This window comes from Sphingomonas sp. RS2018 (genome assembly GCF_054489605.1).
In genome coordinates this window covers 190,011-203,993 of record NZ_JBTMWL010000002.1, presented here as the reverse complement: position 1 = coordinate 203,993, position 13,983 = coordinate 190,011, and the positions used below count along the sequence as shown (strand labels likewise).

General features: G+C 68.0%; 15 protein-coding genes. 11 read left to right on the top strand and 4 right to left on the bottom strand.

Features of this window, described 5'->3' with window-relative positions; genetic code table 11:
• Positions 1–581: 581 nt before the first annotated feature.
• Both ACX40P_RS06025 and ACX40P_RS06020 read right to left on the bottom strand, forming a co-directional pair.
• Positions 582–1,316 (bottom strand): hypothetical protein, encoded by a 735-nt coding sequence (locus ACX40P_RS06025; RefSeq protein ID WP_459125425.1) that lies wholly within the window; start codon positions 1,314–1,316, stop codon positions 582–584.
• 320 nt (positions 1,317–1,636) lie between these two features.
• Positions 1,637–2,029, bottom strand: coding sequence for a thioredoxin domain-containing protein (locus tag ACX40P_RS06020; protein WP_459125424.1), 393 nt, complete (start codon positions 2,027–2,029; stop codon positions 1,637–1,639).
• Between the two features lie 82 nt (positions 2,030–2,111).
• Here ACX40P_RS06020 and ACX40P_RS06015 point away from each other — a divergent pair, with 82 nt between their 5' ends.
• From ACX40P_RS06015 to ACX40P_RS05965, 11 genes are all read left to right on the top strand, one after another.
• On the top strand, positions 2,112–4,067 hold the full coding sequence (locus tag ACX40P_RS06015) for an energy transducer TonB (protein WP_459125423.1): 1,956 nt from the start codon (positions 2,112–2,114) through the stop codon (positions 4,065–4,067).
• A 176-nt stretch (positions 4,068–4,243) separates the two neighbouring features.
• Positions 4,244–4,675, top strand: a complete 432-nt coding sequence (rplK, locus tag ACX40P_RS06010) for a 50S ribosomal protein L11 (protein ID WP_459125422.1) — start codon at positions 4,244–4,246, stop codon at positions 4,673–4,675.
• 4 nt (positions 4,676–4,679) lie between these two features.
• Entirely contained in the window at positions 4,680–5,372 is a 693-nt protein-coding gene (gene rplA, locus ACX40P_RS06005; RefSeq protein WP_459125421.1) for a 50S ribosomal protein L1, read from the top strand.
• Between the two features lie 174 nt (positions 5,373–5,546).
• Positions 5,547–6,068, top strand: a complete 522-nt coding sequence (locus ACX40P_RS06000; RefSeq protein WP_459125420.1) for a hypothetical protein — start codon at positions 5,547–5,549, stop codon at positions 6,066–6,068.
• 96 nt (positions 6,069–6,164) lie between these two features.
• Positions 6,165–7,655, top strand: coding sequence for a L,D-transpeptidase family protein (locus ACX40P_RS05995; protein ID WP_459125419.1), 1,491 nt, complete (start codon positions 6,165–6,167; stop codon positions 7,653–7,655).
• Between the two features lie 15 nt (positions 7,656–7,670).
• The gene (locus ACX40P_RS05990) at positions 7,671–8,006 is read left to right on the top strand and encodes a hypothetical protein (protein ID WP_459125418.1); all 336 of its coding nucleotides are present in this window, start codon (positions 7,671–7,673) and stop codon (positions 8,004–8,006) included.
• Between the two features lie 434 nt (positions 8,007–8,440).
• Positions 8,441–8,653: a cold-shock protein gene (locus ACX40P_RS05985; RefSeq protein ID WP_459125417.1), complete on the top strand. Its 213-nt coding sequence runs from the start codon at positions 8,441–8,443 to the stop codon at positions 8,651–8,653.
• 81 nt (positions 8,654–8,734) lie between these two features.
• Positions 8,735–8,983, top strand: coding sequence for a hypothetical protein (locus tag ACX40P_RS05980; protein ID WP_459125416.1), 249 nt, complete (start codon positions 8,735–8,737; stop codon positions 8,981–8,983).
• Positions 8,984–9,287: 304 nt separating this feature from the next.
• Positions 9,288–9,803 (top strand): 50S ribosomal protein L10, encoded by a 516-nt coding sequence (rplJ, locus tag ACX40P_RS05975; protein WP_459125415.1) that lies wholly within the window; start codon positions 9,288–9,290, stop codon positions 9,801–9,803.
• A 51-nt stretch (positions 9,804–9,854) separates the two neighbouring features.
• On the top strand, positions 9,855–10,229 hold the full coding sequence (rplL, locus tag ACX40P_RS05970) for a 50S ribosomal protein L7/L12 (RefSeq protein ID WP_459125414.1): 375 nt from the start codon (positions 9,855–9,857) through the stop codon (positions 10,227–10,229).
• 281 nt (positions 10,230–10,510) lie between these two features.
• Positions 10,511–11,179 carry a hypothetical protein gene (locus ACX40P_RS05965; RefSeq protein WP_459125413.1) on the top strand — a complete coding sequence of 223 codons (669 nt, stop codon included), beginning with the start codon at positions 10,511–10,513 and terminating at the stop codon, positions 11,177–11,179.
• A 6-nt stretch (positions 11,180–11,185) separates the two neighbouring features.
• On the opposite strand, the gene ACX40P_RS05960 is transcribed toward ACX40P_RS05965, so the two are convergent.
• Positions 11,186–12,109 (bottom strand): hypothetical protein, encoded by a 924-nt coding sequence (locus tag ACX40P_RS05960; RefSeq protein WP_459125412.1) that lies wholly within the window; start codon positions 12,107–12,109, stop codon positions 11,186–11,188.
• Between the two features lie 126 nt (positions 12,110–12,235).
• Complete coding sequence (locus ACX40P_RS05955; RefSeq protein WP_459125411.1) at positions 12,236–13,909, bottom strand: serine hydrolase domain-containing protein; 1,674 nt, start codon at positions 13,907–13,909, stop codon at positions 12,236–12,238.
• Positions 13,910–13,983: the final 74 nt, after the last annotated feature.

Below are 13,983 nucleotides of genomic sequence, written 5' to 3'. Positions count from 1 at the left end.
GCGACGGGGTCTGCCGCCGTCGTGACCTGGAACCCGCTGGTCGTCTGGCCATTCACGATGCCGGTTTGACTATCTCGGATCCAGTTACTTTGATAAACCGTGGATGAGCCGCCGTAATTTGCATTATTCCACGTCGGCCACCCGTTGCTGGCATTGCTCGGCCACGAAGACGGTGTGCCGGAGATCGCGCCGTCGAGATCGACCCCGAAGAAGTATATTACTCCCGGGCCGCCGATGTTGTTGGTCACCGAGAAATTATAGGTGTTCAAGCCGGCATTGGTCGTCTTCGTGACCGCCACCACCACCGGCGCGGCATAGGCCTACGTGGATGCCAGCAACGCGGACACCGCAACGGCAACGTGCTTCAATGAAATCATGTTCGTTCCCCCCGGAATCGAGCCGTGCAGGCTCGAACACGATACTCATATACGAAACTCGGCCGCGGAACACCGGCATAAACAAGATATTAAAGGTCGATTCCAGTTCTGATACAATGCGCAGACTGCTGAACCAGCGCGATCGCGTGACACTTATGCGCTGGCCAAGGCGGTCGCGACGGCAGGCGCCGTCCACTCGACGGCTCACAGAGCCGTCTTCATATCCCCAAGCCGCCACCCACCGAACAGCGCCCGCATCGCGTCATACACACGCCCGCCACGGGCAGAGCCCGTGGCGTCGGACCCCGGCTCCGCCGGTGCCGGCCGGGCGGCTGCCGTCTCGCGGATAGCTGCGCTACCCCCGTGCGGCACCTGCGCCAGATCCGGCAGCACCACCGGGCGTTCCAGCACATGCGATACATACCCCGGATCGCGCGCCATCCGCGCCGCCTCCGCCACCAAGAAATCCTCGCGCGCCCGCTGCATCTGGTGTTCGTACATCAGCCCCAGGCGCATGCTCTGCGCCTCGGCGCTCTCGCCCTTGCGGCGGCGAAGGTCGGGGGGCGTGCCGCCGAGGCGCGCCTCCTTCTGATGGAGGTACAGGATTTGCAGCGCCTGGTTCGCGGTCATCGGCGGGATCGCGGGCGGGTCGTTGTGGCGCCAGGCGTCGTCCTCATACGACGACGGCAGGCTGCTCACCAGCAGCACGGTCTCCAGCCGCTCATACCCCGTTTCCAGCGCAAGGCGCATCTCGCGCGCGAACGCCGGGTTTTTCCGACGCCGGCGATAGAATGCCGCGACCGAAGCCCCTGCCGCTGCCGCCGCCAGACGGACGTTCGCCGTCGCCGACAGGGCGGCGAGGAACGTCTGTTCGCACTGCTGCGTCAGCTTCCCCGGCTGCGCGCGGCGCAATTGCAGCTTGCCGTCGCGCCGCCGCACGACCACCGGCTCGCCGCCGCTGGATGTTGCCGGTACGCCGCAGCGCGCTCAGGAAGGCGCGGTTCTGGAGCGCCTGTTCGCGGGTCAGGGATCGTGCCATCAGGCGGGGGCAGGTTGCAGGAAATTTCCTACAATGCAAGCCGCCGCACCGGAATAGCGAAGCTATTCGGAACACGGCGGCAGCACGGCCGGCGGGTCGGCCCGGCCGAACCCGTCCGACGACGCGGCTTTGCCGCGGCGCACCCGCTCCGACCTCAACGATATCCGATCGCCGCGAAGTGCCGTCGCTCGTATGTCATGCCGCGCGACATGCCACACCCCTATTGTCCACACCGCTCCCTCATGGCGCGCACTGCCATGACATCCAGCGGCGCGCGGTGCGTGGCGCAGCGCTGCCCGGTGCGGTCGGTCATCAGGCTGAACGGCAGGCCGCCGGTCTGACTGCCCAGCGCATCGATGGTGCGCGCCGAGCGGTCGATCGTCGCCGGGTCGATCCCGCGCAGCATCGCCGTCGTGGCGGCGGTGGCGTCGATCGGCACGACGCGGACCGCGATGGGCGCCGCCGCCGCGCGCAGCGCCGGCAGGCGCGACAACTCGACGCGACACGGCGCGCACCACGACGCGACGAGCAGGTACAGCGTGTCGGGCGCCTGCGCGACGGTGGTGGCGCCGATCAGCATCGGGGCCAGCGCGAACACGATCGTCGATCGCATCGCTCTCCCCCTCACCGTCCGCCCCTCGACGACGCGATCGAACTCTGCTTTTCTGCAGGAACGGGGATGATGGGGGCCATCGATGATCTTTAGCGTGCTGCTGGGCGCAACCGCAATCGCGGCCGCGCCGCCGCAATCGATGCAGGCGGCGTTCGATGCCGCGACGAAGGCCGCGAACGACGGGCGCTGCGCGGAGGCGGTCGCGGGCTTCGATGCGCTGGCGGCGTCCCCCGCCGCAAAGCGTAACGCCACCGTCGCCGCGGCGATCGCGGTCCGGCGCGGGCAGTGCCTCATCACCCTGTCGCGGATCGACGAGGGTGCGGCCAGCCTGCGCGCGGGCGTCGACACGCTGGCGCCGAACCCGGCGTTCCGGGAAGAGGCGCGCGCCGCCTATCTAATGCTGACCGGCATCGACGGTGACCGGCTGGACTATGCGCAGGGGCTGGCCGATGCGCGCGGGGCGCTCGCGCTGTCGACCGGAATCGACCGGGCGCGACCGCTGTTCGCCGTGGCGCAGTTCGCCCGGTTCGATGGCGACGGGGAGGCTGTGCGTGCGAGTGCCGAGGGGCTGGCGCTGATCCAGGCCGAGCCGGGCAGTTCGAAGGCGTTGATCGCCTCCGCGCAGACCTTTGCCGCGCGCGCGCTGATGGCGGCGGGCAAGCTGGAGGAGGCCAACACGCTGCTGAGGCGCGCGATGGCGAACAACGGCGGACTGACGGAGCGGACCAGCATCGGCGACGTCGCCACCCGCTACGACATGGCGCAGTCGGCGCTGCTGCGGAAGAAGCCCGACGAGGCGAAGCTGTATCTCGCCTACACCGGCGCCGGACGCGCGGCCGATACGCCCTTCGCCAGCGCGGAACAGATCGACCTGCCGCCGTGCGGGCTGACGCCGGGCATGACACCCGACAGCTATGCTGTGGTCGAGTTCGCGCTGAGCGAGGACGGCCGCGTCACGCGCGTCGATCCCGTCTATGCGCAGGGTGACCGGGAAACCGCGCTCGCCTTCGCCCGCGCGGTGCGCAACTGGTCGTGGTCGCCCGATCGCGCGAAGGCGATTCCACCGTTCTACCGCACGATGACGCGGGTGGAGTTGCGCTGCTCGACGGCGGGTGGGAGCGACACGTCGATCACGATGCCGCTCGACCTCGCCACCGACGCTTGGCTGGAGGGCAAGGGCGTTGCACCGCCGCTGATGGCGAAGGCGAACGGCGTGTCGCTCGGCGAGGTGCGGCAGCAGGCGGCGGGCAGCGACGCGACCGCCTTCGCCGCGCTGCAACGGCTCGGCAACCTGGACTTCGGCTTGCCGGAGCGGGTCGCGCGGGCGGAGCGGATGGTGGCGATCGCGCACGCGCTCGGCGCGCCGCAGCCGGTGCGGACGCAGGCCGCGTTGGCGGTCATCGATGCGCGCTCTCAGCCGATCGACTCGCAGACCGGCTTCGAACGCGACCGGCTGCGCAAGCGCGTCGCCTATCAGGCACTGGCGGCGACGGCTGCGGTGGCGGGCGATCCGCTGAGCGCCGCGACGGTTCGGCTGCTCGCGGCCGAGATGTGGCGGGTGCGAAAGGACGGCTCGCCCGAGCGTGACGCGCTGATGGCGCAGGTGGCGGCGGATACCGCCCTGCCCGATTCGCACCCGCTGAAGGTGCGCGCGCTGCTGGCGCTGGCGAACGCTGCGGCGGCGCGGGATGATCTGGATGCGGCCGCCGGTTACTTCAACCGTACCGGCCTGACGCAGCAGCAATGCGCGCTGATCGGGCCGCGCCCGGCGGTCAAGCGCAACGGCGCGACCTCCAACCTCTATCCGATGGATGCCCTCCGCATGGGCTTCGGCGGCTGGGTGCGTATAGAGTATGACATCGCCGCCGATGGCCGCACCGCAGGCCAGCGCGCGCTGATTGCCTATCCGCCCTTCGTGTTCGGTGACGCGGCGAAGGCGATGATCACGCAAACCCGCTTCGAGCCAAGCTATCGCCCTGCCGCCGGTGCGGCGTGCAGCGCGAACCAGCAGAACATCGTGTTCTCGGTACCGGGCTGACGCGCGCCGTCGATTGCCTTTTGTTGGACGATGCGCTAACGGCGCACGCTTCCGAAGCAGTGGCATTGGAAACGTCGCGGGAGGATGCCGTCCAGGCATCCGTCCGAACCGCTAAACTTGAACGGCGCGAGTGTCCTCATGCGGGCACGCGGGCCTCTACAGAGTGAGGTTGCCTCATGGCAAAGAAGATTACCGGCTATATCAAGCTGCAGGTGCCCGCCGGCGCCGCCAATCCGTCGCCGCCGATCGGCCCGGCGCTGGGTCAGCGCGGCGTCAACATCATGGAGTTCTGCAAGGCGTTCAACGCCGCGACGGGCGACATGGAAAAGGGCTCGCCGCTGCCCACCGTCATCACCGTCTATGCCGACCGTTCGTTCTCGTTCGAGACGAAGACGCCGCCGGCCACCTTCCTCATCAAGAAGGCGCTGAACCTGAAGTCGGGTTCCAAGGAGCCGGGCAAGGTCGTCGCCGGCAAGATCACGCGCACGCAGCTGTCCGAGGTTGCGCAGATCAAGATGAAGGATCTGAACGCCAACGACATCGACGCGGCGACGAAGATCATCGAAGGTTCCGCCCGCGCGATGGGCCTCGAAGTGGTGGAGGGCTGAGAACGTGGCCAAGCTGAGCAAGAAGCAGAAGAGCTGGACCGTTGACGCCGAGCGCCTGCACGGCGTCGATGAAGCCATCGGCATCGTGAAGGCGAACGCCACGTCGAAGTTCGACGAGACGATCGAGATCGCGCTGAACCTGGGCGTCGACCCCCGCCACGCCGACCAGATGGTCCGCGGCGTCGTCACCCTGCCCAAAGGCACCGGCAAGACCGTCCGCGTCGGCGTGTTCGCCAAGGGTGCGAAGGCCGACGAAGCGCGCGCCGCTGGCGCCGACGTCGTCGGTGCGGAAGACCTGATGGAGACCATCCAGGGCGGCACGATCGATTTCGATCGCTGCATCGCGACCCCGGACATGATGGGCGTCGTCGGTCGCCTGGGCAAGGTGCTGGGTCCGAAGGGCCTGATGCCGAACCCGAAACTGGGCACGGTCACGATGAACGTCGCCGAAGCCGTCAAGGCGGCCAAGGGCGGCCAGATCGAGTATCGCGTCGAGAAGGCCGGCATCATCCACGCCGGCCTCGGCAAGGCGAGCTTCCCGGCCGAGGACCTGCGCGCGAACTTCGACGCGCTGGTCGACGCGGTGGTGAAGGCCAAGCCGTCAGGCGCCAAGGGCAAGTATGTCCGCAAGGTCGCCGTCTCGAGCTCGATGGGCCCGGGCGTGAAGATCGATACCGCCGAGGTCGCGGGCGCGTAAGCGTCCGCCGCGCAAGCGGCGACCCTCGGCCAGCCGGCGCGCTGCGGCGCGATCGATGAGGGATCGAACTCACTTCGATCCCGGCGTAGAAAAACGAAGACGCCGGCGGAGCGATTCGCCGGCCTTTTTCGTGTCTGCTTGCCGAATGTCCGACAGGTGCGATAGCGTTTGGCCATGTTGCTGCCGCCCCTCCTGCCAGCCGTAGTCGCCTCCCCGAGTAATGGCCGCACGGGCCTGTCGGCCGGTCGCGCCCTCGTCGCGATCGTCGCGCTGGCCGGGACGGCGGCCTGCGGCGACGGACGCAGCAACCCCGCGACCGTCCCGACCGCGACCTCGACCGCGCTCGACCCGATGAGCGAGTCCGACATCCGGCGCAGCGCGATCGCCTGCCTGCAGTCACCGCCGTATCCGGTGGACGGCGGCCCGGAATGCCTGCGTCCCGATGGTACGTGGATCCTGTACAGCGACTGGGGCAACAAGACGGGTCGCTACCGGATCGACGGCAACCACGTCGTGCTGATGCAGCAGCCGGGCACGATGATGCCGATGCCAGAGAAGACGATCGGCTTCTTCCGCGACCGCGCGGGAGCGATGCACATCTCCCACGACAGCGATCAGCGCCTTTTCCCGCTCCGCCCCTATCCGGAGGACGAGTATCTGCGCGACCTCGATAGGTCCGCGCGGCGGCTACGATGAGCGCACGGCCAAACTTCTGCCTCTTTTCCTTTGAACCTCCGGCGGTTGATCGCGTACACAGGTTCGCCCGCTTCCTCCCAGGCGACCTGCACTATTATGTCCTATTCGTACCGCTTACCCCTGCTGGCCACCGCGACCCTGATCGCGACGTCGGCGATCGCCCAGACGGCGCCCGTGCCGGCGCCCCAGTCGATCCTGCCTCCATCGATCCAGACGACGCCGCTCCCGCCGTCGCAGCTGCCGCCCTCCCCCGCGGCGGTGATCCCGCTGCCGCAGCTGACGCCCGAGCAGGCGACCCAGCTGACGACGATGCTGGCAAGCGGCGGCTATGCGCAGGGACTGCGCCGCGATGCCGCCGCGCCGCCGGCGCCCACCGACAACGATGCGCTGGTCCGCGCCGCGCTCGACTATGCGCGCGCGGTGCATTCGGGGCGGCTGGCCGAGGCTGATTTCAAGGAGGACTGGGGCCTGCGCCCGGCCGCCTATGATCCGATGCCCGCCTTTGCCGAGGCGGTGCGGTCGAACCGGATCGGACGCTGGATCGCGATGCTGCCGCCGCCCTATTCGGGGTATGACGGGTTGCAGAAGGGGCTGACCAACTATCGAAAGATCGCCGCGGCCGGCGGGTGGAAGCAGCTCGCCGCCGGCACGGATCTCGTTCCCGGCGCCAAGGGTCCGCGCGTGCGTGCGCTGCGCCAGCGACTGAGTTTCGAGGATTCGTCGATCGAGCCGATCGGCGACAGCTACGACGCCGAGCTGAAGGCCGCGGTGCAGCGCGCGCAGCGCCGCTACGGCCTCAACCCGACGGGCTCGGTGGGCACGCAGACCATCGCCGCGCTGAACGTCACCGCCGGCAACCGCGTGCGCCAGATCATGGCGAACATGGAACGCTGGCGCTGGCTGCCCGCCGAGCTGGAAAAGAAGCGCATCCAGGTAAATATCGCCGCCGCCGTGTTGACGGTGTTCGAGGGCGATCAGCCGGTGATGTCGATGAAGGGCGTGACCGGGCGTCCGGGCGACGAGACGCCGATGCTGCAATCCTCGATCCATTCGGTCGTGCTTAATCCGCCGTGGAACGTCCCGACCGGGATCGCGCAGCGCGAGCTGTGGCCGAAAGGTGCGGGCTATCTGAAGGCCAATGGCTTCCGCGTGATCGGCGAGGGACCGAATAAGCGGTTGCAGCAGGCCGCCGGCCCGCAGTCGGCGCTGGGCCGTTACAAGTTCGACTTTGACAATCCCTATGCCGTCTATTTGCACGACACGCCGGCGCAGGCGAAGTTCGCGAGCTACGACCGGTTGGCCAGCCACGGCTGCGTCCGGCTGGAGAAGCCCGCCGACCTCGCCCGGCTGTTGCTGGAGGGATCGACGCAGTGGACGCCCGAGGCGATCCAGGCGACGATCGACGGCGGCAAGACGGTGCGCGCGCAGCTGCCCGAGGCGGTGCACGTCTATCTGCTCTACTGGACGGCGTTCGCGTCGGGGAACGGCACCATGAACTTCCGCGCCGATCCCTATAATTGGGACGGCGAACTGGCCGACAAGATCGAGAAGCGATCCGCGGTGCAAGCCGCGACGATCGCGCGCTAACAAGGGGAACCGACCGTGAAGAAACTGCTGCCGGCGATCGCCGCCCTGACCCTGCTGACCGCGTGCGGCGGTGGCAACGACGACGCGCCGCCGCCCGTCGACAACGGCGAGGAACTGCTCGATGTCACGAACGAAGCGGTCGGCGTGCCCGAGGCGCCGCTGCCCGAGGCGATGAACATCCCCGAGCCCGCCAACATCGCCGAGGAAACGCCCCCCCCGACCCCGCCCGAGCAGCAGGTGCAGGAAGACGCCGACGCCACCGGCATGACCGCGCGCGTCGATCGCAGCGCGCAGACGGATGAGCCGGCCCAGCCGGTCGAGGCGCAGGTGTCGGAAGAGAAGAAGCAGTAGGTCGGAGCGGTCGTATGGCCGGCGCGTACTGTCGGGCCCGTCGGACCGCGCGTCCGGCGTACCTGCTCCCCGCTCCCGCGCGCGAGGCCAAGCGTTTCGATCGACCCTTTGCCCGTTGATTCCGGTCGTTTCGGCCCGCGCGGGGAACACGGTTCGTTCCTTGCCAACGTTTACGCACGGGTTGGAACCGCGTCTCCACGCTGGTGCTTGATGGCGTCGATGCGCTGCGGCGCGGGGGCACCATCTGACACCGGTTCGGGCGTGGCGCCCGTCCCCCGCCCTTGTGCTTTAGCCATCTAAAGCGCATATGGCGTGTGCTACAGTCGCATATCGACGGTCTTCGGCGCTTTGCGGCACCTACTTCCTTCTTTCCCTGCCCCTTAAGCAAGCAGGGTCGCCGCCATCTTGGCCGGCCCGCAAGGAAGGACTATCCAATGGCTATCACCGGCACCGTCAAATTCTTCAACGCAGACAAGGGCTATGGCTTCATCGCGCCGGACGGCGCGGGCAATGACGCCTTCGTTCACATCACGGCGGTCGAGCGCGCCGGCATGGCGACGCTGAATCAGAACCAGCGCGTCAGCTACGAGCTGGAGCAGGACAAGCGCGGCAAGACCAGCGCGGTCAACCTCCAGCCGGTCGACTGATCTTCGGATCCTGACGACCCGGGGCGGTACATGCGTGCCGCCCCGAAATTTTCTGCCCGAGATCATAAGGATCGCGCACCCATGGCGAATGATGCAGTCTTCTTCCGCGCGCAGGCCGATCGCGCCCGCGCCGATGCCGATGGCGCTCAGCTCGACAATGTGCGCGACCGCGCGATGCGCTCCGTCGCCGCGTTCGAGGCGATGGCCGACAGTGCCGACCGCGTCACCCGCCTGCGCATCGAACGCGAGGGCGCGACGCAGCGCCGCGTATCCGAAGCGGCCGACGCCGCCGAAGAGGCCGAGCTGGCCCGCGACGAAGCCGCGGAATAACTCCGCACGCTTGACTTGTCCGCCTGCCCCGCTACAGGCACGCGCTTGACCGACGGTTCGCCGCCGGTCGCCGTCCGAGACAGCGGGTGGCCGGTTCGCCGGCCTTAATTCCCCGCCTAGACGGGGACAGAGTTTGACCGGCCGCCATTGCGACACGTCGCGGGCATGCCGGGTCGGGGTGTTTTCCGCCCGCGACGCATCCCCTTCCCCTCGTTGGACCGAACTACGCCGGGTGGCAGCATCCGGCGCGTGAATCGGGTCGTCCGTCCATCGCGGCATGGCGGCCCAACTTGAGGAGAATGGCATGGATCGTTCGCAAAAGACCGAGGCCGTTGCCGAGCTGAACAACACTTTCTCGCAGGTGGGCGTGGTGGTGGTCACCCGCAACCTGGGGCTCACGGTCGCACAGTCGACCGTCCTGCGCGGGAAGATGCGGGATGCCGGCGCGACCTACAAGGTTTCGAAGAACAAGCTTGCCAAGATCGCGCTCGAAGGCACGGATTATGCTGGTCTTTCCGACCTGCTGACCGGTCCGGTCGGGCTCGCCAGTTCCGCCGATCCGGTCGCTGCAGCCAAGGCTGCGGTCGACTTCGCGAAGACGAACGACAAGTTCGAAATCGTGGGCGGCGCGATGGGGAGCCAGATCCTCGACGCGGAAGGGGTGAAGGCTCTCGCCTCGCTGCCGTCGCTGGACGAGCTGCGCGCGAAGCTGGTCGGCCTCATCGTGGCACCCGCCACGAAGATCGCCACCATCACCCAGGCACCGGCGGCGCAGCTCGCCCGCGTGCTGGCAGCTTATGCGGAAAAGGACGCGGCATAATCTCTCGCCGTTTCCGACACTTACAACCTGACTTGATACTGGAGAATACACATGGCTGACCTGAACACGCTGGTTGACCAGCTGAGCGAGCTGACCGTCCTGGAAGCCGCCGAGCTGTCGAAGCTGCTCGAAGAGAAGTGGGGCGTTTCGGCCGCTGCTGCGGTTGCGGCTCCGGCTGCCGGCGGCGGCGCTGCTGCTCCGGCTGCTGAAGAGAAGACCGAATTCGACGTCATGCTGATGAGCGACGGCGGCAAGAAGATCAACGTCATCAAGGAGGTCCGCGCGATCACCGGTCTCGGCCTGACCGAGGCGAAGACGCTGGTCGAGTCGGCTCCGAAGGCCGTCAAGGAAGGCATCGCCAAGGACGAAGCCGAGAAGATCAAGAAGCAGCTCGAGGAAGCCGGCGCGACCGTCGAACTCAAGTAAGCCGCAGTCGGGGAGACGGGCCGTACCGGCCCGCCTCCCGACAAGGCCGGCCGGCGGTGCTCATGCACCGTCCGACGTCACGAGCTTTGCCCGTGACAGCCGCTTCGAAAGACAGGGCGGCCCGCCACCAGCGGGTCGCCTTTTCTTTTTGTGCCCCACTCCGTTCGCCCTGGGCGAAGTCGAAGCACTTGAGCAAAGAAGGCCCTTCGACTTCGCTCAGGGCGAACGGGAAGTGGAAAATAGCAATTCCGATCCCCACCCGCCGCGCTAAAACCCACCCCATGCCCGCCCGCCTGAGCCTCACGATCGCCCTCGCCCTCACCGCCTGCGCATCGGGCACGGCGGCACCGCCGGCGAGCGGCCCGATCGCGATCTATTCGCCCCCCGTACGTCTGGGCGGCACCGGCAGCATGATCTTCCTGCCCGGTACGCCCGCGAACGCGCGCGACGAGGTGGCGGTGATCGCGACGCTGCACCGCTGGCTGGATCAGGACGGCACCGCCGGCTGCCTCGCCCCGCTGCTGGAGCCATCCGGAATCAACGCGTCCATCCGAAAGGGAACCACCAACCAACTGCGCGCGGACGGCAACCGCCGCCCCATGCCCGCCGCCGTCCGCGCGAGCATCATCGCCGACCAGCGTGGATCATGGGGCGACGTGGCCGAACCCTCCGTCCCGCTGTCGGCCGCGCTCGAAGACGCCGTGACGGCAGCCTATGCCGACGCGGCGATGGCGGCCCCGCGCACGACCCGCGCGACGATGCTGGTGGCGGGCGACGTGCCCGGTATCGCGCTGAAGACCACGTGCATCGCGCACCTGGATCGACCGACGATCCGCGGCGACTGGGCGTTCGTCGGCCGCCGCTCGGCGACCGCGGGCCATCTCTATGCGCTGCGCCGCGACGGCGACGACTGGACCGTCGTCGCCCACCGCTTCACCTATATCGCGTGAGATCCCTCATGCCTCGACCGGTCCGTAGGGCGGGCGTCCGGCCAGATAGAAGGACGCCACCGCATCCATATCCAGCCCGGCCGCGACCAGCTCGATTAGCCGCCGATTGAAATAGCCGAGCAGCGCGATCACTCCGTGATCGACATCGGGATTGAACAACTGGTTCGTCACGGTCAGCCAGCCCGTCCCGTCGTACCGGATCACGTCCAGTTCAGCGAGCAGGCGGCAGTGGCGATACACGGTGCCGTAGCTCAGCCCCGTCAGTTTCGCGATCGCCCGCGCGCCGATCGGCCGCCGCAGCGCATCGGGCGTCGGATCATATGCATAGCGGTCCGCCAGCACCGGATCGATCGTGATGTGGCGCACATTGGCGACGATGATGACGATCCAGACGAGCTTGCTGGTCCATTCCATCACCGGCTCGCGCGCATATTCGAACGGCACCAGCAGCACATCGAACGCGGCGAGCAGTATCCGCTTGTGCAGGTCGCGCACCGGCACGGAGGGCGGCGCGGGAAACTCCACTTCCCCAGCGAAGTCCTCCGCCAGCCGAACCAGGCTGTCGTGCGCCAGCGTCAGCAACGCCACGATCCGATCCGCCACCGCCGGGTCGTTCGACACGGCGACGCCGCCGTCGACCTGCACGACCAGCCCCTCGCCGATCAGGCTCATCACGTGGCGGTGGATCGTCGCATAAGGCCGGTCCAGCGACGCGGCGATCGCATTGATCGACGAACGGCGCGTCAACGCTTCCGGCCGACGCAGCACATCGTCGTCGTCGATCCAGTCGTCGGCGCAGCGTTTCAGCAGGACGAGCAGCACGACGCCCCAATCGTAGCGATCCGCCACGAAATGCGCAGCCGCATAGGACGATGTGAGCAACAGCTCGTTTCCCAGGCGCGAAAGCTTTCGCACCGCCATCTCGCTCATGCCCGCATCGTCCGTTTCGTCGCCCGCGCCCGCGCAGGCCTGATAGAGCGGCGAGCGGTACGGCAGGATCGACCGAGGCGGAAGCGGGCGTGATCCGAAATGGATAGCAAGTCCGCGTGGGGGGCCTCAGGGCGCGCGGTTGCCGGTGAAGCGCCGCCCGCCCTGCACGATCGTCGCGGTATCGCCGGTCAGCTCGACACGGGCGTCGATGCCGACGACGCGGAACTCGGTGGGGCCGATCGGTTCGAGCGACAGCGCCGGCTGGCCCGTCAGCTGCGCGGTTAGTGCATCACCCGCCCCCCACGCGACGGTCAGCCGCCCCATCGGCAGCGCATAGACGCCGATATAGCGCTCCAGCGTCGCGCGCGGCAGCGTCACCGTTGCCACCTCCGCCGGGATCGGCCCGGTGCGGGCCATGCGCTCGATCGCGTCCTCGCCGCGGGTGTGCCACTCCATCGCATAGCCACCCGATGCCGGCACGATCCTGAACCACTCGATCGCGCGCGGTTCGGCGGAGAAGCGACCATCGCCGACCGCGAACACTTCGCGCTCGCTGCCGCCCTCGCGCTTGATAAAGAAGCGGCCGTCACGCGCGAAAAAGCGGCGCTCGACCGGCTCCGCCCCGCCGGACGCGTAGATGCCGAACATCGGCTCGACCGCGGCCATCACCATCGGCTGGCGCGTAAAGACCGGGAACGGCGATCCCATCGCGATGCCGGCGATCCGCCGGATGGCGACGCCGGGCATCGCGACCGGGCGATCCGAATTGGCGAAGACCGCGACGAACAGATCCTGCGACGGCACGTACAGGCTGTCGGTTGCGCCGCCGAAGATGCCGCCCGAATGCTCGATGATCGCCTGCCCGCGCACCGATCCGTTCGACAGACCGAAGCCGTAAGGGTTGGACGTCCCGTCGCTCAATCGAGTCGGCGCGATCATCATGGCGTAGCTCGCCGGCTTCAGGACGCGCCCGTGGTGTAGAGCATTCGCCCAGGTTGCGAGGTCGCGGACCGAGCCGACCAGCCCGCCCGCCGCATGCGGCACGCTCATGTCGATCGCCTGCGCCGCTTCGCCCTCATCGCCATAAGCGCTCGCCCAATCGGCCCCGGGCGCGCCGCCGCCGTAGCGGATCGTCTTCAGCCCCAGCGGCTTCGCTATCCGCGTCTGGATCGCGTCGTACCACGGCTTGCCGGTCACCTTCTCGATGATCGCGCCCAGCAGGACATAGCCCGAATTGTTGTACGCCCACTGCGTCCCCGCCGGGAAATCGTTCGGCAGGTTGCGGAAGGTGGCGATCATCTCCGCCGTGGTGTGGGGCTTACCGGTGTTCGCCGGCACCATCCAGCCGGGGACGCCGGTATAGGATTTGATGCCAGACGTGTGGTTCAACAACTGCCGCACCGTCGCGGCACCGCCCGGCGCGGGATAGCCGGGAATGAACTTCGTCACAGGATCGTCGAGGGTCAGCTTCCCCTCCTCCGCCAGTTGCAGAATCACCGCGGCGGTGAATTGTTTGGTGATCGATCCGATACGGATGACGCTGTCCGGGGTCAGCCGCCTGCCCGCGGCGACGTCGGCGAGACCGCGGGCGCCGGCATAGACCGTCTTGCCACCCCGCGTGACCACCACCGTCACGCCCGGCCGACCGGCCGGAACCGCGCCGTCGAGATAGGCGTCGATCTGTCGCGCGACGTCGGCGGTCGCAGGCACGGCGGCGGGCTGCGCTTGCGCGGACGCCGGCATCGCCACGGGCAGGATCAGTGTGGAGACCAGTGCAACGCGACTAACGGACAGCTTCATTCGACGACCCCTATTATGTGTTGCAGTGTACTAACACACGATGTCGCCTTGTCCAGCTGGTCGATACCTGAGCG

Bases quoted from the DNA above. Each gene is read 5' to 3' on its own strand.
- ACX40P_RS06020 (WP_459125424.1), bottom strand. From the start codon at position 2,029: ATGCGATCGACGATCGTGTTCGCGCTGGCCCCGATGCTGATCGGCGCC.
- ACX40P_RS06015 (WP_459125423.1), top strand. From the start codon at position 2,112: ATGATCTTTAGCGTGCTGCTGGGCGCAACCGCAATCGCGGCCGCGCCG.
- rplK (WP_459125422.1), top strand. From the start codon at position 4,244: ATGGCAAAGAAGATTACCGGCTATATCAAGCTGCAGGTGCCCGCCGGC.
- ACX40P_RS06000 (WP_459125420.1), top strand. From the start codon at position 5,547: ATGTTGCTGCCGCCCCTCCTGCCAGCCGTAGTCGCCTCCCCGAGTAAT.
- ACX40P_RS05995 (WP_459125419.1), top strand. From the start codon at position 6,165: ATGTCCTATTCGTACCGCTTACCCCTGCTGGCCACCGCGACCCTGATC.
- ACX40P_RS05985 (WP_459125417.1), top strand. From the start codon at position 8,441: ATGGCTATCACCGGCACCGTCAAATTCTTCAACGCAGACAAGGGCTAT.
- ACX40P_RS05980 (WP_459125416.1), top strand. From the start codon at position 8,735: ATGGCGAATGATGCAGTCTTCTTCCGCGCGCAGGCCGATCGCGCCCGC.
- rplJ (WP_459125415.1), top strand. From the start codon at position 9,288: ATGGATCGTTCGCAAAAGACCGAGGCCGTTGCCGAGCTGAACAACACT.
- rplL (WP_459125414.1), top strand. From the start codon at position 9,855: ATGGCTGACCTGAACACGCTGGTTGACCAGCTGAGCGAGCTGACCGTC.
- ACX40P_RS05965 (WP_459125413.1), top strand. From the start codon at position 10,511: ATGCCCGCCCGCCTGAGCCTCACGATCGCCCTCGCCCTCACCGCCTGC.
- ACX40P_RS05960 (WP_459125412.1), bottom strand. From the start codon at position 12,109: ATGAGCGAGATGGCGGTGCGAAAGCTTTCGCGCCTGGGAAACGAGCTG.
- ACX40P_RS05955 (WP_459125411.1), bottom strand. From the start codon at position 13,909: ATGAAGCTGTCCGTTAGTCGCGTTGCACTGGTCTCCACACTGATCCTG.